The organism is Ligilactobacillus sp. RTP31139st1_D10_RTP31139_211217, assembly GCF_040226755.1.
Lineage (GTDB): Bacteria > Bacillota > Bacilli > Lactobacillales > Lactobacillaceae > Ligilactobacillus > Ligilactobacillus animalis.
Map to the genome: position 1 here is coordinate 1 of NZ_JBCOAR010000007.1, position 23,882 is coordinate 23,882.

A 23,882-nucleotide genomic window follows, 5' to 3' on the forward strand; every position below is an offset into this window, starting at 1 on the left:
TGTTTCCAAGTGTTATCCCCCTCTTTTGGGCAGGTTGCCCACGTGTTACTCACCCGTTCGCCACTCAACTCTTTATCGGTGAGTGCAAGCACTCGGTGATAAAGAAGTTTCGTTCGACTTGCATGTATTAGGCACGCCGCCAGCGTTCATCCTGAGCCAGGATCAAACTCTCAATTTAAAGTTTGTGACTCTTTATTTTTACTAGCGAATTGACTTCGCAAAATGTTTATTGCTCTTATCACTTAGATAAGAGACCCTGCACATTTGCTTATCGAAACTTTGTTCAGTTTTCAAAGATCTACTCAACTTTTATTCATTCACTTGAATAAAAATTCATTGATATGTCTTATCGACTTAATTATTATATCCAAACTTGTATCTCAATGTCAACAAGTTTTTTGAATTAATTTTTAAGCGATTTGAAATGTTTGATCACATCTCAACGACAAGAACTACTATACTCACTTTTGGCTTAAACGTCAACCCTACTTTTAAATTTTTTTGCATAAACTTTCACTTTCTACCGTTTAAAAAACGAACATAAATTATCACTAAATATTATTGTTCGTTTTTTACTCAATTAATCAGTATCTCTTTAACTAAAAAATAGTTTTTTACCCAGTAAAACACTTACATTTTCCGTGAAAAAATTTTTTCAAAAAAATCTGCAGACAAACCGTCTACAGATCCTTTAACAATTATTTAGTTACACGTGCCAAGAAATAACGCTTCTTGCCCCGACGTGCGATCACAAATTTTCCATCAAAGTTTTCTGCTGGATCGATCACCGCATCTAGATCTTGAACACGATCACCGTTGATATAGATCGCACCATTGGTTACATCTTCACGGGCTTGACGCTTAGATTTTTCGATCCCTGTGTCAACAAGCCATTCAACGATATTTTCCGGTTCAGAACTGATCTCAACTGTTGGCATATTCTTAAAACCTTGCTCGATCTCAGCTGCAGTCAAAGCTTTCACTTCACCTGAGAAGAGGGCCTTAGAGATATGTTCAGCCTGCACAACAGCTTCTTTTCCGTGAACAAATTCGGTCACTTCTTCGGCTAAGCGACGTTGAGCTTCACGCAATTCTGGATGTTCTTCAAGTTTCTTCGCTAATTCTGCGATCTGAGCTTCATCCAAGAAAGTAAAGTACTTCAAATATTTCACAACATCACGATCGTCTTGATTCAACCAGAATTGATAGAATTCATATGGTGTTGTTTTTTCTGCATCGAGCCACACTGCACCACCAGCTGTTTTACCAAATTTTGTCCCGTCAGCTTTCAACATCAATGGGATCGTCAAGGCAAATGCTTGAGTATCTGAGCCTTCCATTTTGTGGATCAGATCGATCCCAGCTGTGATATTGCCCCATTGATCAGCCCCACCGATCTGAAGTTGCACATCTTTTGTCTTCAATAAATGATGGAAATCGATTGCTTGCAAGATCTGGTACGTAAATTCAGTATAAGAGATACCTACTTCTAAACGGCTAGCAACGACTTCTTTGTTCAACATCGTGTTAACATTGAACAATTTACCATAATCGCGCAAGAAATCTAATAAGCTGATCTCCTTTAACCAATCATAGTTATTAACGATCGTGATATTATCTTTACCGAAAAGAGCCTTCATTTGTCCGGTCAAGGCTTCTTCATTGTGGTGAACTTGTTCCATTGTTTGTAAAGTCCGTTCTGACTTCTTACCCGATGGATCACCGATCGAACCAGTCCCCCCACCGATCAAGATATGCGTACGATGACCAGCCATTTGGAATCGTTTCAACATCATAAATGGGATCAAGTGCCCAATATGCAAACTATCACCAGTCGGATCGACCCCACAGTAAACACCGATCGATTTTTTAGCTAATAATTCTTCCAGACCCGCTTCATCTGAAACTTGGTTGACAGCGCCCCGCCATTTTAATTCTTCTAAAATATTTTCCATTTAAGATCCTCCTTTTAATAAAAAAGTCCCCGATGAAAAATCATCAGGGACGAATTAATTTCCGCGTTACCACCCAGATTGCTACATAAATGTAACCAACTCTGTCATCGATATCGGAATGACCCGTTGTTGCTCCATAGTGTACTTCGCAAAAATCATATATGCCACCTTCCAGCATCAGTGGCTCTCTGTGATAGGGATGAGATCTGCTACTATCTATTTCATCGCAAATAATAAAATATCTTGGTTGATTATAGCACAAAACTGGCTACTTACTCCAGAAAATTTATGCGTTAGTCTTCTTTTGCTGACATTCTGGGCAAATACCATACACATCATAGCGACTATTAACGATCTCGTAGTCACTTTGCGCCTGAGCCAGTTTTTCCAATTCTAAGTAAGTGTCATCAAAAATATCCTCGATCTTGCCACACTCTAAGCAGATCAAATGATAGTGGGGCTTAGCGAAATAATCATACCTCACATGTCCCGCACTATCCAAAGCCACTTCAGATACTAGGTCAGACTTCGCCAACAATTCGAGGGTATTATATACAGTCGCCAAACTCACCTTGATATCTTGCTTTTGCAGATATTGATGGATCATCGTGATCGATGGATGCTCATCTGAACACATCAGATATGCTAAGATCGCTTGGCGTTGTGGTGTTGATTTTATCCCGTGTTGCTTTAACTTTTGTGCTGAAGATACTAATAATGTTTGATCTTTCATTGGCTCCACCCACGCTATTATATATAGCCTGTCCTTTCTTGTTGACTTCTCACTTAGATGATACGCTATTTTTTCAAAAAAATCATCAAATACTTTTTCATGTCAAACATTTAGTATTTCAATGTGGTAAAAGAAGAAGCTGTAACTTAGCTATCAATAGTTTGAGTGACGCGGCCCAGCCATGATCAAATAAACTTGTTAAATGCCCGGACCATAGTAAGTTCAATTCGATCAGTAAAAGACATAGCGCAAAGCCTAAGATCAAATACTCACTCACATGCCCTGTTCGATAATAAAACAGGCGTTTACGCGCACTTTTCTTGAATTTAGAAAAAGGCCAAAACCAATGGATACTATTTTTGGAGAAACTATCTTCGATCAAATGCAAAAGATAGCCGATCAGTAGCCAAAATGGTAAGTGCATCGCTGCGGTCGCCAAATATGCTTTAGCAATAAATAAAGCCAACAAATAGACCCCTGCCGCAACAACTAATGAATGGGTCGCTCCACGATGGCCCAATGTTTTATTGGCTACTTTACTAACAACTTGACTCCGCTTACCGATAAATGACTTTGGATGGTCGATATCTGGTAAAACACTACCACAGACTAACGCCGCAGTATTGATAAATGTCACTTGATCGACTGCGGCTAGCATTGGCAAGCCTACAGCCAGTGAGACTGTTATATGTGTACGATATTGCATCGTTTTTCCTCAAATCTAACTAAATTGTCGTCACATACCGCAAAGTACTTCGCTCACCCTTAGTAACAACTTGTAATTGATATGGCAATTGCGCCTGTAATTCGGTAACGTGACTGATTATCCCGACCATGCGATTTTTCCCCTCGATCGTTTGCAAAGTTTCTAAAGCAACTCGCAAAGCTTCTTGATCGAGCGAACCAAAACCTTCATCGACAAATAACGCTTCGATCTCGATCCCTCCGCTCTTCTTTTGGATAACTTCTCCGAGTGCCAAAGCTAAGGCTAAAGCTGCTAGGAAACTTTCTCCGCCTGAAAGAGTGTGGACGCTACGTCTTTTGCCCGCATTATCATCGTAAATATCTAGTTCTAACCCCGTACTCGATGCTCCACGCCCAGTATCCTCATTTAAGCATAATTCATAGCGGCCATTAGTCAAATGGGCTAGGCGCGCATTGGCCGTTATTAAAACTTCCTTGAGATAGGTTTGTAAAATGTAGCGCTCAAAGCCCAATTTTTGTTCACCTTTACCTGTCACAACATCGACGAGCTCCTTTAACTGCCCTAACTGTGTAAATTCAGCTTGCTGTTGTTCAAAGAGCTTCTTTACCTGTTGATAGCATTTAGTATTGGAACTATATTTATGCTCTAGCTCAGCGACTGTTTGCTGTAACTTAGCTTCCGCCTGTTTTGCCTGCGATAATTCTTCGTTAGTTTGCTCCAAGTCAGGCTGTTTTTGACCAGCTACTTGTTTTGAAAGGATCTCGACCTGACCAGCGATAGAATCTAGCTCTTTTTGTTGCTCAGCTAAAGTTTGTTCTAAATGTCCAAGCTGAGCACTTTGGGATAACAATTCTTTTAATTCTGCTAACGTCATCCCTTTGGCAGCACAGGCCGCTTCTAAGTCGGCTTGTCTTTGAGCGATCACTTGTTGCAATTCTTGAGCTTGTTGCTTGGCTTCATTTAGCTTGGCCTCAGTTGCTACTAATGACTGCTCAGTTTGTTTTATATGTGCATTCAAGTCAGCCCAATGCGTTTCAAACTCAGCTATCTTCTGTTGCCAAATTCTCAACTGTGCCTTAGCTTGTTGTTCAGTCTGATACTCTACTGGCAACTGAGCTTGTTTTTCAGCCAATTGCGTCACCAATTTTTGCTTCTCAAGTTGGGCAGTTTGAGCTTGTTCATTTAACTCAGTCAACTTTGTCTGGGCTTGAGCGACCTTTTGTTCTAGGGTCGTCTTTTGTTCCTGCAAGCTCGCTGCTTCTTTTTCCTTATCTGTGAGTCCCCTTATCTCTTGGGTCAATTCGTGTTTAGTTTGGGTCAGTTCAACTTCTAAATGAGTTAACTCGCTTTGCTCTAAAGCAGGATATTTTTCAAAAAAATCCTGCATTTTCGTCTCAAATTCACGTTTCCGTTCAACATTTTCAGCGTTGATCTCATCTATTCGTGCCTGCAAAGCAGTAACTTTATCTTCCAGCTCACGTGCTTGTTGTTTAGCTTGTTCGACTTGTTCTTCATCGATCCCAGCCACTTCACTGACTTTAGCTGGAGCCGGATGGTCTAAACTCCCACAGACTGGACAGGGCTTGCCTGCTTGCAGTTTTTTGACCGCTGCAGCAATATAGTGATCCGCTAATTGATTAGCTAAAGTTCGAGCCTTAGCCCGAGCTTCTTGGCTGATAGTTGTTTCAGTAACTAATTTATTTTGCAAGTTTGCAATATTAGTTTGGCGCTTATCTAAGTCTGCTTGCTTTTCCAAAAGCTCGGCTAATTCTGCTTGTTGATACTTTACCCTTTCTAATTTTGCCTTTAACGTTTCTTTGGCTTGGATCGATTCTGTGAGCGCGTGCTGTTTTGCTTCGATAGCAGCTATTTTTGCTTGCTTTTTCTCTAAAATCGTCGTTATTTTTTGGATCTCAGCTGCCAAAGCATTCTGGCTAACTTCGACCTCTTCTTGCGTGGCCAAAAGCTCACTGACAACTTTGTATAGGGGCAAATTATTCTCCAGTTGTTTATGCTGGTACTGATAATTTGCGATCTCTTTACGCTTAGCTTCATACTCTGCCAATTGTGCAGCTGAACTTAACTGTTCTTTTTTTAGTTTTGCCTGTTTTTGTGCGGTCTTTTGGATGTCAGCTTCAGTCTTAACAAGTGTGGCCTTATTATTTTCCAATAGCTCAAAGTTTGTTCGGTGTTCCAATGCCCATTTCAACGCAACTATTTGCTGGCGTAAAGCTTCACGTTTAGGGGCTTTAGCTAGCAGGTCAGCCTGCTTAGCTTGTAACTTTGCCAGTAGATCGAAGTCTTTTTGAAGCTCTTCTTGTTTACTCAAAACATGCTGCAAGCTCTCGGTTTCTTTTTTAGCTTGTTGCCAGGCTTTGTCTTGTTCCGATAATTCTGCCTTGACTTGTTCGAGCCAGCTTTTGATCTGTTCGAGCCATAATTCAGGGATCTGTGTCTCACTGGTAAAGTCAGCTTGTTGCATCCTCAGTGTTAGTTGCTGTTCTTTTTGTTGGTAACTTGCATTTTGCTCTTTAAATTTTGCCTTGAGCTGTTCGGCCCAGCGTTCAAATAATTCACTGCCAAATAAATTGCGCAAGACTTCTTCTTTTTCCTTACTATCAGCTGCTAAAAAATTACGAAATTCCCCTTGAGGCAACAAAATGACCTTGGTAAATTGTTCCGCCGTCAAATGTAACAACTCATCGATAAAGCGCCGGGCTTCAGGGATCTTTTGGATGGCCAACTTTTCTTCATCCGGACCTGGATAGATCAATTCGACTTTGGCCTTTTTTTCAACGGGCTTGCCACCACGCCCAGCTAAAACTTGTTTTGGCTGACGCTTGATATAATAGATCTTGCCTTGATGCTCAAAGGTAAATTCAACACTAGTCTCGGCTTTATCGCTAGCAAAATCAGAGCGCATTTGGAAGGCTTGCCGTTTTTTACCCGAAGTTTCATTGAAAAGGGCGTAACACATCGCATCAAAGATCGTTGTTTTGCCACTCCCTGTCTTACCCGTGATCAAAAACAACGGTGCCTGCTCGAAGCGGGTAAAATCAACAGTCTCATCCACATAAGGACCAAAATTTTTGAGTTTTAATTCTAATGGTCGCATCCCTACTCACCTTCCTTTTTTAAGGCTAATAGACTTTCTTTAGCCCACTTTTGTTGGAGTTGTGTTGGCTCTTGACCAGTAGCTTGAACAAAGAAATCAGTAAATAACTCCAACGGGGTCTTGCTTTCGATCTTTTCAGCTTGCTTAGTGTGGACCAAACGCTTCTTGCGCTTCAATTCAACTATCCGCGGATAATACTTGCGCAATTTATTCATCACATCAATGATCTCATGTTCATCGGTCAATTCGATAGCCACGTAGTCATCTTCTGCAACAGTCTGATAAAGTTTTGTCGTCAATTCTGCGTATGAGGCCTCCAACCGCCGAATGTCATTGAGCGGATCTAATGGGATCCATTTGCACGAAAAAGGCTCCGTCTCTACGATCCAAACACCTTTTTGACTATTAGCCTCAGCCACCGAATATTTCAACAAACTCCCACTGTATTTGACCGTTGGTAGATCCAATGCTCGCTTGTCATGCAGATGACCTAGCGCCACATGATCAAAATCGCTGAATAGTTCAGGCGGTACTGAATCAAGTCCGCCCACTTCGATCTTAGTCTCGGAATCCGACCGTAAACTGCCAGCCGCAAAAAAATGGGCCACTAAGACCTGTTTTTTAGTCGGATCAAATTTGGTTTTCAACTTTGCAACGATCAATTTCATTGCTGAAGTCAGATCACTCAAACTTTCATCGGCAAAATAGTTACGCGCTTCTTGAAGTTCAAAATACGGTAATAAGAAAAATTGCGTATCCGCAAATTCGATCGGGGTAAAAGCTTCGGCTAGCTTAGTATGCAAGTATAGTTTAGTTTGCTTGAACCACTCTTGTCCTGTTGCCAAACGGACTGCGGAATCATGATTGCCACTGATCGCTAGTAAAGGAAGATCTGCTTTTAGATTCAAGTTTTTTAAAGCTTGATTCACTAACGTCACTGCTTCTTCACTAGGTAAAGAGCGATCATAGAGATCACCCGCGACGACTACTGCATCGACTTGCTCTTTTTGAGCGATCTGAGCGATCTGGTCTAAAGCATCTTGTTGCTCTTTGACTAATGGATATTCGTGAAGTCGTTTTCCGATATGCCAATCTGCCGTATGTAAAAATTTCATCGTCTACCCCCTAAATCAAACTTTTGTTCGTTATTAAAAATATTATACCACGAAATTCCCAAGCTATTATTACAAAAATAGCAACTGTAGTCTTCAACTTCGAAAACTCAGTTGCTATCAAGCTAATCTAAGCTATTAAATTTTTCTTTAGCAGCTAGATATTTATCTTTTTAGGCCTGCCAATATTTGCGATCGGCTTCGCCTAGCGTTTTAATGACCTTAGCTGGATTGCCAACGGCTACGCTATCTGCTGGAATATCTTTAGTTACTACAGCTCCACTGCCGATGACTGCATTTTTACCGATCGTAACTCCCGGTAAAACAATGGAATTTGCTCCCAGCCATACATTGTCTTCGATCACGATCGGAAGTCCAAATTCGAGCTGATCTTCATTTCTGATCTGACTATCTAAGGGATGACCAGCAGTATAAAGGCCGACTCGTGGTCCAAGCATGACATTATTACCGATCGTGATCCGATTGACATCTAAAAAAATACAATCCATATTAGCATAAAAATTCTCACCAATGCTCACATGTCTACCATAATCGACGTAGACCGGTGGTGTAACGTAGTAATTTTTACCCGTTTTTCCAAAAAGCTGTTTGACCAATGCCTTTAATTTAGCTTTATCCTCGATCGGAGTTTAATTGATCTGTTGGGCGATCTTTTTGCCGTGGACTGACTTATGCTCAGGTAAAATACCTCCAGCCAGATAAAGCTCACCTGCTAGCATTTGTTGGTATTCAAAGTCTTTTTCCATCAATGCTCACCTCACAAATTTATCTAACTATATTGTATCAAATTTTTAAATACTTCTCTTAAACAAAAAGCACCGATCTCCTGCTAGACCGGTGCTCATTATTAGCGATTATATGTTTTTTCTTGCTTTTTATCGCTATTATTTCGTGTATGTATATCGATCAACCCCACACTTACTTTAAGTGCATAGTCGACCGATCTCATAGTCGAATCATCTAAATGGGATATCTTATCCCGTAAACGTTGTTTGTCCAAAGTGCGTAATTGCTCTAATAGTACGACCGAATCTTTCTCAAGGCCTTTTTTACCCTTTGGCGCAGCTTTTAAAGCCACATGGGTCAACATCTTAGGCTTCGAGATCTTCGACGTGATCGCAGCTACGATCACTGTTGGACTAAACTTATTTCCAATGTTGTTTTGGATGACCAGAACAGGTCGCATTCCACCTTGTTCAGAACCCACTACAGGCGACAAGTCGGCATAGAAGATATCTCCTCTCTTAACCAGTTCCTTTACCATAGGATCACTCTCTCTAATTTATTTATTAGCTCACCGATCCATAATCGGCATCGCAATCACAACTGCCGAAAATACCACAAATTTCTTGATTCAAACCACCCATTTGACCGTAACCATCGATCAGCTCTTCCAAGGCTGTATGATACTTTTCGATCCGCTCAGCGTATTCGGGATGGTCCTTTATCTCTTCCACCTCAATAGTATAGAATTCACAGAACTCTTTAATATTTTGATATTGCAACACGGTCATTTTCTTCCTCAAATCATCTTCCACCATGACTAGCCCTCCGTGACCATTAGTTATCGCAATCTTAACATAAATGCGTTTAAAAGTATACTTTAATTGTAATAGCGTGGCAACCGCTCAGATAGTGCACAGACTATCTCATAATTGATCGTTTGCGCATACTCAGCTGCATCTTGCGCTGTGATCTTGTGCTCACCATTTTGTCCGATCAAGGTTACCTTTGTTCCCAAAGGTAATTTATCGGGTAGTCGCACCATAAACTGATCCATGCACACTCGTCCCACGATCTCACATGGTTGACCAGCGATCAATACGTGATAACCTTGCATTCGTCGCAACCACCCGTCGGCATAACCGACTGGCACAGTTCCTAACCATTCTGGCTTAGAAGCGGTATACGTTTTACCATATCCCACTCCATCACCTGGACGCAACTGCTTGACTGCGACCAATTCACTTTCTAAACTCAATGCTGGCTTGAAAGTCTCCGGTAATTCTAATTCTGTTCCCGACGGATTTAGGCCATACATCGTGATACCGTAACGAACGACATTACCCCCACAATCCGTATGCCACATTGCAGCCGCTGAATTAGCCACGTGAATATAACGCGGTCTAGTCGTCACGACTTCCATCAACTCATTGAATTTTTTTAGCTGGTAATTGTAGTGCTCTTGGTCTTTAGCATCGGCAGTCGCAAAGTGCGTAAAGATCCCTTCGAATTCAAATTGTGCTGCATGTTCGTGCAAAAAAGCGAGCGCTTGACTCAATGTGGCTTGATCTCTAAAACCGATCCGCCCCATACCAGTATCTAAAGCCAAATGAACTTTGAGTTTAGCACCAGTTTGAGCTAATTTGCTTTGTGCCTGGATCAGAAATTCTAGATCTCCAACAGCAGTTGAAAGATCATATTTAGCCATCAAAGTAGCCTCATTAGCAGGCGTAACACCTAAGATCAAGATCGTTTCAGTGATACCGGCTTCACGTAAAGCCAGCCCTTCATCGATCATCGCAACACAAAAGCCAGTCGCTCCCGCTTGTTTTGCAGCTTTAGCGACGGGGACGATCCCATGCCCATAAGCATTAGCCTTTACGACAGCAAAAAGTTCTTGTTGTTCATCCATGCGAGCTAATTCAACTGCAATATTATGCTTGATCGCAGCTAGATCAACATTTACATGGGCGTTGCGGTGCAAACCTATAACCATTTTGATCATCTTCTCTCTTACTTGATTTTTTCTAAAACAACCATCGTGGCAACATGTTCTTTGGTATGTGATATCGAAATAAATGCGTTACATTCATTTTCGAGGGGATGGTACGAAAAATACGGACGGCCCAAGGGATCATTTAGGATCTCAATATCTAAAAAACTGACAGTTTGACCGATCCCAGTTCCCACCGCCTTACTATATGCTTCTTTAGCGGAAAAACGGCCAGCCAAAAACTCCCCCTGACGTTTTGGGGACAGCTCAGCAAAAAACGCTAATTCCGCTGGAGTCAAGATCTTAGTCGCCGTTTTGGGCAATTTAACTAACATCTGCTTGACCCGTTCGATACATTCTAAATCATTTCCGATCCCCAAGATCACTCGATTTCACCCTAACATCATCACAATTTTTTTACATATCAATCATACTTTTTCTCTCCAGCTTAATCAAGCCAAAAATCCGCTAGTCGCCTATAGCAACTTCAAAGAGCTTGAACTAAAGAGAAAAGGGGCCTAAATAGCCTCTTTTGCGTAATTATAGATCTTCCACCACGACATAAGTCATATCAAGTGGACCATGAACACCCACGATCAGTACCATTTCAATATCCCCCGAATTAGACGGACCTGAAATGAAATTGATATTTGAAGTCTTGAGTTTGCCAGTTTTCATTGCTTCATCGTAGCGGTCGATCGCTTGGCGCATCCGAGGTAAGATCTTACTTTTTGGAATGATCGCCAAATAGTGCGTCGGTAAGAAATGAAAACCTCGGCCTTGTTCCTTAACGGTGGCAGCTGTGATCGTCCCCGACTCAGCTAAGAGATAATCGGCAAAACCGATCGCTGCATCACTTTGGTCAGCATCGACTAAGTTATCTCGACCGCGTTTGGCATCCCAAAAATACAATTTATCTAAGTCTAATGCATTCCGCCAATCTAAAATACCATATTCTTGCCACTTTTCATCCGCAAAAGTCGGCAACATCAAACTGTGGATATCTTTTTCATGTAAGAAATTTTCCAGTGTCTCACTCAATTTAGCTACTGGTACTGTCTTAAAATCAACATGGATCGCCTCACTATTGGTCTTAGCCAAGGCTAATAATTCATCTTGATCCAGACCTGATAGCGTCGTCTTCGGTAGATCATTGATAAATACTAGCGGATCATTTGCTAGCTCATGGCGGGGACGATCAGCTTTTTTGGCGATAAAATCTAGAAATTCTTCACGGTTTTTAGGATCATTTGCTTTGATCGTTTCAGTCATTTTGTTCGCCTCGCTTCCGTTCTTTTTCATGTCGATCGTACCAATGGCGGAAGTTTTCTCTCAACTTCGGTGGCTCAGCCAGATCTCTGACATCGACCCAACCATGGATCAACTTCGGTGCGATCTTTGGAACTTTATCGATCTTACCTTCTGGATAAAGGTTCTCAACACTATTTTCTTTCTTATTGGAGAATGGCTTCATTGCCAAATGTTCACCCATCAAAGCGCCTTTAAAGAGGATCGGAGTCTTAGTCCCGACACTGATCGTCTTAAAGATAACATTATTTAGACTATGATCTAAATGAAGTTTATTCATCTCGACTTTACGGTGTTCCAAGATCAGATCATGCAGTGGGATCTTGACCGGACATGTTTCTGTACAGGCTCCACATAAACTGCAGGCATATGGCAGCTCACCAAAGTTTTCATAACCATCTAAAATTGGAGATAAAACTTCACCCATTGGTCCAGGATAGATCGAACCATAGCCTTGGCCTCCGATCTGGCGGTAAACCGGACAAACATTCAAACAAGCTCCACAACGAATACATTGCAAGATCTGTTCAAAGACTGTATTCAACGCATTGGAACGACCATTATCAATGATGACTACGTGGAAATCCTCTGGACCATCAAGTTCGTCGTCTAGTTTTCCTGCACTAAAAGTACAATAACTTGTCAATTTTTGACCGACCGCACTGCGGCAAAGCAGATTATCCAACACTTCGGCTTCCTTTAGCCCAGGAACGATCCGCTCCATCCCCATGACAACGATCTGCGTCTTTGGTAACGCCATCGTCAAGTCAGCATTACCTTCGTTAGTGACCAAATTGATCATTCCATTGTCGGCGATCGCAAAGTTACACCCGGTGATCCCCAAGTCGGCTTCCATAAAATACTTACGTAAATAGCTACGAGCAAAACGCCCCATTCTTTCAGGATCATTATCGCCCTCATAGCCGATCTTTTGGAAGACTTCCCGTACTTGATCGCGATTTTTGTGCAAGGTCGGAAAAACGATATGGGTCGGTTCATCCCAATTATCTTCTTGTAGGATAAATTCCGCTAAGTCAGTTTCCATCAATGATAATCCGGGGATCTTCAACAATTCCTTGTCTAGATCGATCTCCGTCGTGACCATTGATTTAGATTTAACGACCTTTTTGACATTCTTCTCACGTGCGACTTGCTTGATGTAAGCCGTTGCATCGGCATCTGTCTTAGCAAAATAAACATGTCCGCCATTTTTTTGGACATTTTCGCTAAATTCTTCAAGATAATCTGGTAAATGTTTAACGGCATGTTGGCGGATCTGCTCACCTAACTCACGCCACTCGTTCCAATGGCCCAATTGTTCCCGGGCACGTGTCCGCTTCTCAAATTGCGCATCTTGGGCTTTAGCCACTGATGCACGCATAAACTTGTCTTTTTTAGCATTTTTTACGCGTTCGTCAAATGAAAGTTCACTTGTCTTTAAGCCCATCTAAAACACCCCGCTTCCATTAGCTGGTACCATCTGGTGATCCGTATCCTTGACGTATTTGACCCGGGAAAGATCGACATTATGATTCAAAACTTCTGCAATATGCATCACTTTGATCTTTTCCCCTCGACGATTCATCCGTCCACCAATATTCATCAAACATGCTTGATCTGCCCCGATCAAGATCTGGGCATTCGTAGCTACGATATTATTGACCTTATCGTCGACCATTGCTTCGGATATCTCGGGTTCTTTAGCCGAGAAAGTACCACCAAAGCCACAACATAATTGCACATTATGCAATGGGATCATCTCAAGATCTTTAACATGATCGAGCAAGACAAATGGCGCAGTCCGTTCACCTAACAGCCGTGTCATGTGACAAGAGCGGTGGAAGGTGGCAGTTGCATCTAATTGAGCTCCACAGTCTAAGATACCTAGCACACGATAGATAAATTGTGAGAACTCATAGGTCTTATCATGTAAAATCTGAGCCTTTTTGGCATAGTTAGGATCATCTTTTAAGATATCTTTATATTCCTTTAACATCCCGACACATGAACCCGAAGGTCCAACAATGTAATCCGCATCTACACTTAATAATGCATCGATCTCATTGTAAAATGTCTTGATCGTCCCCTTACTGTAACCGCTATTATACGTTGGCTGACCGCAACAGACCTGCCCCTTAGGAAAGACCGTCTCACAGCCAAAGCGCTCTAATACTTCGACCATCGCTTGACCTACATTTGGAAAAAGCAGATCAACGATACAGGTTGAAAAAATACATACTTTCATTGATAAGTGCATTTAAAATGCACCTCCACCTCCTTTGATAAGGCTTGGGCAACATATAAATCAAAAAATACCAATAATCATTGCTATACCATAATTATACTCCAAAGCACGTAAAACGCTTGCATGTTTTGTTTTTAATTATTGTATATTTGCACAAAAAAAGAACGTAGACAGTTGATCCTACGTTCTTTTACCTAAAATATTAGTGATATAAGTCGAAACGACCTTTAGCAATAAATTCTTTGAACCCGCCGATCTCAAAGAGTGACTTGTTCATGATCATCTTCTTCATCATCGAAGCCGGATAACCCTTGATCTCCAACTTGCCGATCACCCCAAAGCCATGGGTATTACCGACTGAAGCGACCGTCCCTTTGCTCTTATATACAAATGGTGTACTTAAATGACCATTGCCGTTGATCTGTGATTCGAGATCTTTAGCCGCATAGACTGCCATCTCAGTAGCGATCTGCGCCGTTGTTGGATATGGCCGGCCGCTTTCTTTATCCATCACAGCCGCGACATCACCTAAGATATAAAGATCATCAAAGTTTGGATCAGTCAAATTATCTGTGACTACGACCCGCCCGCGACGTTCTTGTAAGTTGGATTCACCTACGACTGGACTGCCTGAAACACCTGTTGTCCAAATGATCGTTTCAGCTTTCAAGGAGTTGGTTTGACCATCTTTTTCATAGATAACTTCGCCAGGTGCCACTTCACTGATCTTAGCACCGCAAAGTAGTTCAACCCCCAAGCTCTCAACTAGTTTGACACCATAATCCGCTAGTTTTTCGCTAAACATTGGCAAAAGACGTGTTGCTGCTTCAACAACTGTGATCTTGACTTCAGATGGTGCTACTCCAGCAACTTTAGCATATTCTGGACGTCCTTCAGCTAAAGCACCGGCTAATTCGATCCCGGTAAAGCCAGCACCACAGACAACAAGTTGTAAGTACCGCTTATCTTTTATTTCTTTGTATTTTTCCATCGAAGCTAAAATATGGTCATAGATCGCCAATGATTGCTTGATATTTGTCATTTCAAGTGCATTTTCTTTAGCGCCCTTGATCCCAAAAGTCTCGGAAACAAAACCTAATGCTAAGACACAGTAATCATAGTCGAGCATACCATGTTGTTTTAATTGTACTTGTTTTTTAGTAGCATCTAGTTTCACCACTTCATCTTGGATAAATTCAGTCACTGCCGGATCAACGATATCAGCGATCGGATAAGTGATCTTCAAAGCCGATTGGGTCCCAGAAGCAACTTCGTGTAATTCCGTTGTTTCATAATGATAGTCATCTTTATCGACTAAGATGATCTTAGCCTTACCCTTGACATTCTTTTGTAACTTATGCACAGTTTGTAACCCTGCGTATCCAGCGCCTAAAACAACTACTTTTTTCATAAAAAAATCTCCTCGTTAAAAAATAAAATCAAATAAAATACCTAACAGATATAAAATAACTTGTAAAAACGAACCTACAGCTAAAATCTTGACGGCTGTGATAAAAGTCTCATTTTTTACTTGTTTTTCCCAGAGTAATTTATTTTGCCGGTAGAAAAATGGGAGTGTTAAAACGATCAATAAGACCGTGTAGGGTGCCAAGCCGATAAATGGTGTTGAACACAAACTGACTAACGCCAAAATATTTTTTGCAGTATAGACCTGCAAGGCTCGTTTTTTCCCTAAATAGTGTACGATCGTATATCGATGATTGCGCTCATCTTCAGCTAGATCACAAATATTATTAGCTAACATCAGATTTGAGATCCAAAGCATATTCGGTAACGCTAATAATGCGATCCGCCAAAGATCAGAGAGATCAAACGTAAATTCTTGATAAGTATTGATATAAATACTTATCAACATGATCATTCCGCCCATGGTAAAACCAGAAAAGAACTCGCCGACCGGTAAACTCGATAGCGGACGCGGACCAGCGGAATACAAGATCCCGACAGCAAAACAAAATATCCCCATCAACAATAACGGCCACCCAGTGCGTACGACCAACACTAGTCCTAAAACAGTTGCGACTCCAGCCATTCCAAGCAACATCCATAAAACTTCTCTGGGTGATAAGTTTTCTCGACCGATAATATTGGTCTTTTGTTTATACTCCTCTTTATCAAGAGCATTATGATAGTCATTGTAATTATCCCACGCATCGACTGACATGTTAAATAAAAACATCGCGATAAAAAAGAGCAACAGATTCGCCCAATTTAGTGAATGATAATAATAATAACTAAAACATACTCCGAGCAAGAAAGGTAAAACACTGGCTGTTTTGGCCTTGATCTCAACAAGTTCAAGGAAAACCTTAAGTGACATTCAAATTACCTCGCTTTGTACTGGTTTAGTCTTCACAGTATAGTGTACAATAAAACTAGATAAATATGTCGGAAGGAAACCTAAATAATGAAATTAAATTTTTGGCAACAGTATCCGTTGGTCAAAGATGATCTCCAGATCGTCAACCAATTGATCGCAAAAAAGATCGAAGTCAACGATCCTAAACTTAAAAGAGCTCTCTTACAGATGGCAAATAACGGGGGAAAATATCTCCGGCCAGCCTTGTTATTGCTCTTTTCCAAAGAAAATGCGCCTACGACTGCCGATGAACGTCTCCTTAAACTCGCAGCTTCGATCGAAGTTTTGCACACTGCAACTTTGATCCACGATGATATCATTGACGATTCCCCTAAACGACGGGGGCAGGTCAGCATTCAATCTGCTTTTGGTAAAGACATCGCCGTATATGCTGGAGACCTATTATTTACTGTCTTTTTCGATCTGATCGCTGACGCTTTGTACGCTTCACCTTATCTCAAAGTCAACGCACAAATGATGCGTCAGATATTAAACGGCGAGATCGGCCAAATGAACGCTCGTTTTGATACAGAAAAGAGCTTTTTGACTTATCTTCGCAATATCAACGGTAAGACCGCTGCGATCTTTAGCCTCGCCTGTCAAGAAGGGGCTTATTTCAGCGGGGCTGACCGTCGTCAAGTTGCTTTAGCTAAACGGATCGGGCAAAATATCGGCTTGAGTTTTCAAATGTTAGACGATATCCTTGACTACTCTGATGGCAAAAATTTAAACAAGCCGGTCATGGAAGATCTCGCAACTGGCGTTTATTCTTTACCACTATTAATGGTCTTACAAGAACACAAGGCTGAACTGATGCCTTATCTAGCTAAAAAAGAACAGATGACCACTGCCGATATGGAGGCCGTTAAACAACTTGTCTTAAAATACGGCGGTGTCACTAAAGCTAAAGCCCTAGCAGAAAAATTCATACAAAAAGCGCTCGATCAAACTTCACAGCTTCCAGTCTCGCAAAAACGTGACTTGCTCGAAAAGTTGATCAAACGCCTTTTGAAGAGAACTAACTGATCAATAGCCGCCATCGACTTGTTTAAGTTTTTGATAGCGCTTATTGTCGGCCAATTGCTTAGGTGTCCCTTGCAGTTCGATCTGGCCATCTTCGATAAAGACGATCTGATCTACATGCTCGACGCCTTGGAGATGGTGTGTGATCCAGATCAAAGTCTTATCCTGTAAGACATCCATGAATGTCTTAACTAAGGCCCGTTCAGTGATCGGATCAAGTCCGACTGTCGGTTCATCCAAAATGATGATCGGCGCATCTTTTAATAAGATCCGCGCTAAAGCTAGCCGGTGTCTTTCACCACCTGAAAATCTCAATCCTGCCTCATCGACCATTGTTTCCAGTCCTTGAGGCAGTTTTTTTATCAATTTTTTCAAGCCTACGCGCTCTAAAACATCCCAAACTTCTTCATCACTAGCAGCTTCATTACCGATCCGGACATTATTGACCACAGTCGTATTGAAAAGATATGGCGTTTGGTGGATGACACCGATATATTTAGCAATATCATCGCCAAATTCGGTCGTCTTGATCTCGTTTAAGGTCACTGAGCCGGCTGTTGGAGCCAAATCGCCCCGCAATAAACTAGCTAGGGTACTTTTCCCCGAGCCACTCCGACCTAAAATCGCCAACTTTTCGCCTGGTTTTATCTTTAAGTTGATCCTATTCAACACATTATGATGTCCATCGGCATAAGCGTACACCAAGTCTTTAACTTGCAGTTCGTATGGTGCTGTCACTGCTGGTGCTTTTTTACGTTCTTCTTCTGGGTGTGGTAAAGCATTTAAGCGCTTGATCGAATCTAAATATACATTTGTCTCTTGTGCAGCCGTTGGCAGTGGCATAAAGGCATCCGCCAAAGGAAAGACACAGAGCACAAACGCTGCGATCCAGTTGATCGAATCAGTCTCGGTACCACCAAAACGGCCTGAAGCCCAAATGATCAAACTAACAACGATCGCTAAAAAGATAAATTGTCCCACTAGATCACGGCGACGTTCAAATTTTCGCATCTTTTCTTGCGTCGTGAGCAATTTTGCTTCATTTTCCTCGTGTCGTTTAAGATAATCATTGGCACGTTCCGAAAAGATCCAATCCGAGACCCCCAAGACATTATCGGTAAGATCAAGATACAATGCATTTTTGATCTGCTTTTCGTACTCTTGCCGGGCCCCGTTGACAATAACTGACCAAAGCGGGAGCGCAAAGATCAAAAGGCCATATAACACAAGCATCCATAAGGCAAACAGAGGTGAGATCACACCTAACCCAACAATGATAAAAACGTAAAGCCCACAGACCGTAAAATATGGGAAAAGTGTTCGCAAATATAGATTTTGGATGTGGGCAACGTCTTCTGATAACAAGCCTAAGATATCTCCTAAGCGATATTTGTTATTGAAAAAGACCGCATCCCGTTCCAAAGCATCATACATCTTGCGCCGAAACTCTGAGGTCATCTTAAAGACCCAGTTATGGCTGGTCAACCGTTCTAAATAGTGCAATAATGGGCGAAAGATCCCAAATGCTCTCGTCAAAACGATCGGAACATAAACTAATAAGATATTTTCCGGTGGTGTTGCTGATTTTGTGATCAGATAGCCACTAGTAAACATCAATCCCCCTGCACAGATAAAAGTTAAAACGCCGAGGAAGATCGCTAACCAAAGCGTTTTTTTGTAGTACTTCAAAAACGGTTTGACCCAGCTATCATGTTGCAAAGCTTTAAAAAATGATAACTTATTTAGCATCTGTATCCCCCCTCATTTCACTTAATAACTTACAGAAGTAACCATTCTTAGCTAAGAGCTCACTATAGGTTCCACTTTCAACCAATTTACCTTCATCCATGACTAAGATATAGTCCATTTGGTGCATCCAATGCAGACGGTGTGTAGCAAAGAAAACCAACCGATCTTGCATCAGTGGCATCATTTTTTCTTTTAATTCCAATTCAGTCTCGATATCTAAGTGCGCCGTCGGTTCATCAAAGATCATGACCTTGCGTTTTTTATCCAAGAAGGCACGCGCTAAAGCGATCCGTTGCGCTTGACCACCTGAAAGTGCGCGTTTCCCGCTCCCAATCTTAGTATCCAAGCCTTCAGGTAACTCAGCGACTAAACGCTCAAGACCGACCACTTTGATTGCTTCGTAGATCTCCTCATCCGAAACATCAGGCGTATAAAATGCGATGTTGTTTCGTAAAGTATCTGAGAAAACATAAGGCGACTGTGGGATATAAAGTACCTGTTTACGCCAGTCAGCTAGATCCAAGTTAGGTAACTTATGTCCTTGAACAGTAAACTCACCCGAATCAGGTGTATAGAACCCACTTAACAAATTGATCAAGGTCGTCTTACCTGAACCACTCATACCAATGATCCCAACTTTTTGATAGCCTTTGACTGCAAAGCTCACAGGTGCGATCCCATTTTGTTCATCGTAGCTAAACCCGATCTGTTCAGCTTTAAAACCATCTGTGGCTTGCCATGAAGTCAACTCGACCTCAGGTGCTTGAGGTAATGGCGCATGGATGATCTTAGCGATCGCATGAAATGAATTCTTACCATTCAGTGTGGCATGATAGTCATTGGCAAAATTTCTGATCGGCAAGAAATATTCAGGGGCTAAGATCAAGATCGAGAGGCCATAGAAAAGCGACATTTGCTGATCGATCAATCTCAAGCCTAAAAAGACAGCCAAAACAGCGATCGATAAAGTCGTGAAGAAATCGAGCGCAAAAGTCGATAACATAGCTACGCGCAAGGTCTGCATCGTAGTCTTACGAAAGTTTTCACTTGAGCGATAAACACTCTTAGAATATCGCTTACTTAAGCCAAAATACTTTAAGGTATCAATGCCTCGCAACGAATCGATAAAATGATTGGACAGACGTTGAAACGTCGAAAATTGACGATCAGCTTTAGCTTTAGCCGCAAAGCCTAAAATGACCATGAATAAAACGATCAAGGGATATACCAATAACATGATGACCCCAGAAGTGATATCCATCCAAAATGTCACTAACAAGATCAAGACTGGCACGATCGCCATGCTCATCATTTTACTCAATAATAATTTGATGTAATTTTCTACCTGAAAGATACCATCCAAAGTTAAAGTCACTAAATTACCTGTTCCTTGCGTTTGGACCACTCCAGGCCCTAGAATGAAGATCTTCTCTAACAATCGTTTACGCATTTCTTTGGCACTTTGCCGCGCATAGTTATCTAATAATTTGGCATCGATCAGACCTATTCCCTGACGCAGGATAAAACAGACCGAAAAAGCACAAATATTGAATACCTGACTCCTCAGTGGCTTTCCCAACCACAGATCGGTCAAAGTAGCACTTAAAAATAAAGCTTGCCCTATGATAAGTAAAGCTTGCAGAAACGAGAGTCCTGCAAGCTTTACCATGATCTGTCTTATTCCTGCTAGTTTAAATAGCAGTTTATCGACCATTATTTAACTACCTCCGCTGTTTGTACAACTGGGAGTGCGATCCGTTTTCTAAAGATCCAGTATGACCAGATCGTGTATGCCAAAACAAATGGCAACAAGCAGATCGTTGCGATCGTCATCACCGTCAATGTATATGAGGTCGACGAAGCATTTTGGATCAAGAGGTCATACTTATCACTGATGCTAGAGATCATTACCCGTGGGAACATGCCAACAAAGATCATTGCGACCAATGAGACCATTGTCAAACCACTAGAAATGAAAGCTAACATTTCGTTGCCCTTGAAAGTTGCGATATGACCTAAAACAGCAAAGCAAACGATCAAGGCTACTGTGATCAAAGTTCCGACCGGACGAACTTGGAAGAAGTCTGTCTGGAAGAATAACAAGATCGCAAAGACTACTAGTCCAGCATATAAGACCCAGTAGAGAAAAGCAGCGTAATTGCGTGCACGTTCACGAATATCGCCAAGTGTCTTTAATGCAATGTAGTTAAGGCCGTGTAAGTAAGTCAATAAGACTAATGCCACACCACCAACAACTGACATCACATTGAAGTAATCAAAGAAACCAGCGCTCATGTTACCATTAGCATCGATCGGCATACCTTGGATCATCGAAACAAACATCACGCCCAAGAAAAATGGTACGATCAAACTACCTAATGCCAAAGCTGAGCTCCAAATATGTTGTTTCTTTGGATCACTAGCTGTTCTAAATTCAAAAGAGACACCACGAATGATCAAGCCAAACAAGATCATCAACAAGATCAAGTAGTAGCCACTAAACAATGTTGCATACCAATATGGGAACGAGGCAAACATGGCACCACCAGCAGTGATCAACCAAACTTCATTACCATCCCAAACTGGTCCGATCGTTTCAATAATTTGTGAGCGTTCATCTTCATTGTGAGCTAATGACCGCGTCGCCATACCGACTCCAAAGTCAAAACCATCAAGGAAGAAGAAGCCTGCAAATAGGACGCCGATCAAAATAAACCATAAAATTTGTAAGAAACTCATTTAAAACGCCCCCTTATCGAATGGATCCAAGATCTTGTCCGCATAGCCGTGGCCTTGCATTTGCGATGGATCGTTTTGCAATTGACGTTTTACCAAACCGATCATTACGATAGCAAGTGTCGTAAAGAGCGTGAAGTAAACAATATTCGAGATCAACAAGGAAGTTACAGAAACATTTGGTGAAACACTTTGTTGGATCGTGAACAGACCATAAACGGTCCATGGGTAACGACCAAATTCAGTGATAAACCAGCCCGCTGTATTAGCGATAAACGGTACAAATGTCGTTAGTGCTAAAGCCCACAACATCCAGCGCCGTTGGTACAATGTTTCTTTTTTCTTGCGTGTCATCAGTAAGCCGACAAAGGAAACTAAGATGATCCAAGCACCAAAGCCAGCCATCACTCTAAAACTCCAGAAAAGTGTATTTACTGGTGGAATATAATCCATCTTGGTCCCATCGATCGTGGTACCATATTTTTCCTTCATTTCAGCGTTGATCTCATCCATCCCTTTAACTGAACCAGATGGCTTATTGTATGACAATAAACTCAAAAGAACTGGAATATCGACCTTGTACTTGACCGTATGATTCTTAGTATCAGCGATCCCCACAGCTGTCCATGGTGCAGGGTCTTCTGTAGTTTCATAAATTGCTTCTGTTGCAGCAAATTTCATAGGTTGTTCAGTAACAAGATATTTCATTTGGAAGTCACCGACTAAGATCGTCCCAACTGAAAAGATCATTGCCATCCACAAGCCTAAACGCATTGATTTCTTATAGAGGACCTTAGCTTCTTTGGTAGTATCTTTCTTCAACATTTGGAACGCTGTTAAACCAGCGAGTACTACCCCACCCATAGTTAAAGCAGCTAGGATAACATGCCCATATTCGAACCAAAGTTGTGGGTTCTTCAATAAGGCAAAGAAGTCGACCATTTCGGCACGACCGCCTTTGATCGCATACCCAACTGGATGTTGCATAAATGAGTTAGCTGCCAGGATCCATAACGCAGACGTTAAAGTCCCAAAGCAGACCATCCACATAAAGAATAAGTGCGTGCCCTTCTTCACTCGATCCCAAGTAAACATCCAAAGACCGATAAATGTAGACTCAATGAAAAATGACAATAAAGCTTCTAAGGCTAAAGGTGCCCCAAAAATATCCCCCATGAAACGTGAGTAGTCAGACCAGTTCATCCCAAATTGGAACTCTTGGATCAAACCGGTAACAACACCGACTGCAAAGCTCAACAAGAAGATATTACCCCAGAACTTGGCTAATTTTTTATAAGCCTCATTCTTGGTACGGACGTAGAATGTTTCTAAAATTGCAACTACAAAGGCCGTCCCGATCGAAAATGGTACGAAGAAGAAGTGAAAGACCGTCGTCATCGCAAATTGGAAACGCGCTAGATCTACAATATCCATTTCTATCCCTCCATTCTAAAAATTGTTCCATAGTAAAGCCTATACACCTTAAGTTTACTCTTGCGACTAAGCGTTTTCAATTATTTAACTCTTTAAATACAGAATAATTTGGTTTTTTTTGTATTTTTACGTTTATAAATTTAAAAAGATCCTAATAGGAAATTCCTACTAGGATCTTTTCGTTAACTAACTATTTTGCTTCGTCATCTTTTTTCTTACGCTTAGTAGCGCCAAAACCAAGAATTCCCGCGAGAACGGTCAGCATAGATCTCATATACGATCTGAGCTACTGCCGGACGATCTGGTCCTATCACACCTGCAAATCTGTATTTGCGGTACTAGAGTCCGTTTCCGTTGTTGCTGGTGGTGGCGCGGAGGCTTACTTCTGTTTCTTAGGCTGCTACGTAGCCTTTTTTGCTGGTAGCGCTTCTTGTGCTAAGAAAGTGGCTTCAGAAGCACCACTATCAGCTGAAACAACTGTATTTCCAGGATAGATGGCACATGTTGTTCCGATCAAAACAGAAATTACCCCGACCGTGAACCTTTTAATAGTAAACCGTTACTGGGGCGGTTCCATTTTTTGTGCTTGGAGATTCTTATTATTTTTTTGAAAGCATATCCTCATCTACTACGTAAAAGCGTTATGTTA

Annotated in this window: 19 protein-coding genes, 1 rRNA gene, 2 pseudogenes and 1 other annotated feature; of the genes and pseudogenes, 1 reads left to right on the forward strand and 21 read right to left on the reverse strand. The window is 41.5% G+C overall.

Annotated features, from left to right (window positions below; all coding sequences use genetic code 11):
* The 16 genes and pseudogenes from ABT996_RS05380 to ABT996_RS05455 all read right to left on the reverse strand — a co-directional run.
* A 16S ribosomal RNA gene (locus tag ABT996_RS05380) occupies positions 1-178 on the reverse strand; the annotation flags it as partial.
* A gap of 520 nt (positions 179-698) precedes the next feature.
* A complete protein-coding gene (tyrS, locus tag ABT996_RS05385; RefSeq protein WP_035447834.1) occupies positions 699-1,955 on the reverse strand; it encodes a tyrosine--tRNA ligase in 1,257 nt (418 codons plus the stop codon).
* Between the two features lie 42 nt (positions 1,956-1,997).
* Positions 1,998-2,189 (reverse strand) — a binding site (T-box leader).
* Positions 2,190-2,241: 52 nt separating this feature from the next.
* On the reverse strand, positions 2,242-2,688 hold the full coding sequence (locus tag ABT996_RS05390; RefSeq protein ID WP_035447832.1) for a Fur family transcriptional regulator: 447 nt from the start codon (positions 2,686-2,688) through the stop codon (positions 2,242-2,244).
* 118 nt (positions 2,689-2,806) lie between these two features.
* Positions 2,807-3,394: a metal-dependent hydrolase gene (locus ABT996_RS05395; RefSeq protein ID WP_035447830.1), complete on the reverse strand. Its 588-nt coding sequence runs from the start codon at positions 3,392-3,394 to the stop codon at positions 2,807-2,809.
* A gap of 19 nt (positions 3,395-3,413) precedes the next feature.
* Entirely contained in the window at positions 3,414-6,509 is a 3,096-nt protein-coding gene (locus ABT996_RS05400; RefSeq protein WP_052006347.1) for an AAA family ATPase, read from the reverse strand.
* 2 nt (positions 6,510-6,511) lie between these two features.
* The gene (locus ABT996_RS05405) at positions 6,512-7,624 is read right to left on the reverse strand and encodes an exonuclease SbcCD subunit D (RefSeq protein ID WP_010688099.1); all 1,113 of its coding nucleotides are present in this window, start codon (positions 7,622-7,624) and stop codon (positions 6,512-6,514) included.
* A gap of 170 nt (positions 7,625-7,794) precedes the next feature.
* Positions 7,795-8,388: pseudogene (locus ABT996_RS05410) on the reverse strand (sugar O-acetyltransferase).
* Positions 8,389-8,489: 101 nt separating this feature from the next.
* On the reverse strand, positions 8,490-8,906 hold the full coding sequence (locus tag ABT996_RS05415; RefSeq protein WP_010688102.1) for a type II toxin-antitoxin system PemK/MazF family toxin: 417 nt from the start codon (positions 8,904-8,906) through the stop codon (positions 8,490-8,492).
* A 25-nt stretch (positions 8,907-8,931) separates the two neighbouring features.
* On the reverse strand, positions 8,932-9,183 hold the full coding sequence (locus tag ABT996_RS05420) for a hypothetical protein (protein WP_010688103.1): 252 nt from the start codon (positions 9,181-9,183) through the stop codon (positions 8,932-8,934).
* Positions 9,184-9,245: 62 nt separating this feature from the next.
* A complete protein-coding gene (gene alr / locus ABT996_RS05425; RefSeq protein ID WP_035447827.1) occupies positions 9,246-10,361 on the reverse strand; it encodes an alanine racemase in 1,116 nt (371 codons plus the stop codon).
* Positions 10,362-10,378: 17 nt separating this feature from the next.
* Positions 10,379-10,744 carry a holo-ACP synthase gene (gene acpS, locus ABT996_RS05430; protein WP_010688105.1) on the reverse strand — a complete coding sequence of 122 codons (366 nt, stop codon included), beginning with the start codon at positions 10,742-10,744 and terminating at the stop codon, positions 10,379-10,381.
* Between the two features lie 154 nt (positions 10,745-10,898).
* Complete coding sequence (locus ABT996_RS05435; RefSeq protein ID WP_035447824.1) at positions 10,899-11,630, reverse strand: LutC/YkgG family protein; 732 nt, start codon at positions 11,628-11,630, stop codon at positions 10,899-10,901.
* The gene (locus tag ABT996_RS05440) at positions 11,623-13,113 is read right to left on the reverse strand and encodes a LutB/LldF family L-lactate oxidation iron-sulfur protein (protein ID WP_035447821.1); all 1,491 of its coding nucleotides are present in this window, start codon (positions 13,111-13,113) and stop codon (positions 11,623-11,625) included. The genes ABT996_RS05435 and ABT996_RS05440 overlap by 8 nt, the downstream gene beginning before the upstream one ends.
* Positions 13,114-13,911, reverse strand: coding sequence for a (Fe-S)-binding protein (locus ABT996_RS05445; protein ID WP_029507265.1), 798 nt, complete (start codon positions 13,909-13,911; stop codon positions 13,114-13,116).
* A gap of 202 nt (positions 13,912-14,113) precedes the next feature.
* Complete coding sequence (locus ABT996_RS05450) at positions 14,114-15,322, reverse strand: NAD(P)/FAD-dependent oxidoreductase (protein ID WP_035447819.1); 1,209 nt, start codon at positions 15,320-15,322, stop codon at positions 14,114-14,116.
* A gap of 15 nt (positions 15,323-15,337) precedes the next feature.
* Positions 15,338-16,252 carry a prenyltransferase gene (locus ABT996_RS05455; RefSeq protein ID WP_035447817.1) on the reverse strand — a complete coding sequence of 305 codons (915 nt, stop codon included), beginning with the start codon at positions 16,250-16,252 and terminating at the stop codon, positions 15,338-15,340.
* A gap of 87 nt (positions 16,253-16,339) precedes the next feature.
* Here ABT996_RS05455 and ABT996_RS05460 point away from each other — a divergent pair, with 87 nt between their 5' ends.
* Positions 16,340-17,317, forward strand: a complete 978-nt coding sequence (locus tag ABT996_RS05460) for a polyprenyl synthetase family protein (protein ID WP_035447815.1) — start codon at positions 16,340-16,342, stop codon at positions 17,315-17,317.
* Here the strand turns inward: ABT996_RS05460 and cydC are convergent, their stop codons facing one another.
* From cydC to ABT996_RS05485, 5 genes and pseudogenes are all read right to left on the reverse strand, one after another.
* The gene (cydC, locus tag ABT996_RS05465; protein WP_035447813.1) at positions 17,318-19,063 is read right to left on the reverse strand and encodes a thiol reductant ABC exporter subunit CydC; all 1,746 of its coding nucleotides are present in this window, start codon (positions 19,061-19,063) and stop codon (positions 17,318-17,320) included.
* Entirely contained in the window at positions 19,053-20,777 is a 1,725-nt protein-coding gene (gene cydD / locus ABT996_RS05470) for a thiol reductant ABC exporter subunit CydD (protein ID WP_035447811.1), read from the reverse strand. The genes cydC and cydD overlap by 11 nt, the downstream gene beginning before the upstream one ends.
* A complete protein-coding gene (gene cydB, locus ABT996_RS05475; protein ID WP_005922558.1) occupies positions 20,777-21,802 on the reverse strand; it encodes a cytochrome d ubiquinol oxidase subunit II in 1,026 nt (341 codons plus the stop codon). Before cydB ends, cydD begins: the two co-directional genes overlap by 1 nt.
* On the reverse strand, positions 21,803-23,233 hold the full coding sequence (locus tag ABT996_RS05480) for a cytochrome ubiquinol oxidase subunit I (RefSeq protein ID WP_035447808.1): 1,431 nt from the start codon (positions 23,231-23,233) through the stop codon (positions 21,803-21,805).
* 400 nt (positions 23,234-23,633) lie between these two features.
* Positions 23,634-23,792: pseudogene (locus ABT996_RS05485) on the reverse strand (YSIRK-type signal peptide-containing protein); the annotation flags it as partial.
* Positions 23,793-23,882: the final 90 nt, after the last annotated feature.

Excerpts from the sequence above, each read along its gene's own strand:
- ABT996_RS05390 (WP_035447832.1), bottom strand. The coding sequence starts at position 2,688 with ATGAAAGATCAAACATTATTAGTATCTTCAGCACAAAAGTTAAAGCAA.
- ABT996_RS05440 (WP_035447821.1), bottom strand. The coding sequence starts at position 13,113 with ATGGGCTTAAAGACAAGTGAACTTTCATTTGACGAACGCGTAAAAAAT.
- ABT996_RS05445 (WP_029507265.1), bottom strand. The coding sequence starts at position 13,911 with ATGAAAGTATGTATTTTTTCAACCTGTATCGTTGATCTGCTTTTTCCA.
- ABT996_RS05435 (WP_035447824.1), bottom strand. The coding sequence starts at position 11,630 with ATGACTGAAACGATCAAAGCAAATGATCCTAAAAACCGTGAAGAATTT.
- tyrS (WP_035447834.1), bottom strand. The coding sequence starts at position 1,955 with ATGGAAAATATTTTAGAAGAATTAAAATGGCGGGGCGCTGTCAACCAA.
- alr (WP_035447827.1), bottom strand. The coding sequence starts at position 10,361 with ATGGTTATAGGTTTGCACCGCAACGCCCATGTAAATGTTGATCTAGCT.
- ABT996_RS05400 (WP_052006347.1), bottom strand. The coding sequence starts at position 6,509 with ATGCGACCATTAGAATTAAAACTCAAAAATTTTGGTCCTTATGTGGAT.
- ABT996_RS05405 (WP_010688099.1), bottom strand. The coding sequence starts at position 7,624 with ATGAAATTTTTACATACGGCAGATTGGCATATCGGAAAACGACTTCAC.
- ABT996_RS05415 (WP_010688102.1), bottom strand. The coding sequence starts at position 8,906 with ATGGTAAAGGAACTGGTTAAGAGAGGAGATATCTTCTATGCCGACTTG.
- ABT996_RS05480 (WP_035447808.1), bottom strand. The coding sequence starts at position 23,233 with ATGGATATTGTAGATCTAGCGCGTTTCCAATTTGCGATGACGACGGTC.
- ABT996_RS05450 (WP_035447819.1), bottom strand. The coding sequence starts at position 15,322 with ATGAAAAAAGTAGTTGTTTTAGGCGCTGGATACGCAGGGTTACAAACT.
- ABT996_RS05460 (WP_035447815.1), top strand. The coding sequence starts at position 16,340 with ATGAAATTAAATTTTTGGCAACAGTATCCGTTGGTCAAAGATGATCTC.
- cydB (WP_005922558.1), bottom strand. The coding sequence starts at position 21,802 with ATGAGTTTCTTACAAATTTTATGGTTTATTTTGATCGGCGTCCTATTT.
- ABT996_RS05420 (WP_010688103.1), bottom strand. The coding sequence starts at position 9,183 with ATGGTGGAAGATGATTTGAGGAAGAAAATGACCGTGTTGCAATATCAA.
- ABT996_RS05455 (WP_035447817.1), bottom strand. The coding sequence starts at position 16,252 with ATGTCACTTAAGGTTTTCCTTGAACTTGTTGAGATCAAGGCCAAAACA.
- ABT996_RS05395 (WP_035447830.1), bottom strand. The coding sequence starts at position 3,394 with ATGCAATATCGTACACATATAACAGTCTCACTGGCTGTAGGCTTGCCA.
- cydD (WP_035447811.1), bottom strand. The coding sequence starts at position 20,777 with ATGGTCGATAAACTGCTATTTAAACTAGCAGGAATAAGACAGATCATG.
- cydC (WP_035447813.1), bottom strand. The coding sequence starts at position 19,063 with ATGCTAAATAAGTTATCATTTTTTAAAGCTTTGCAACATGATAGCTGG.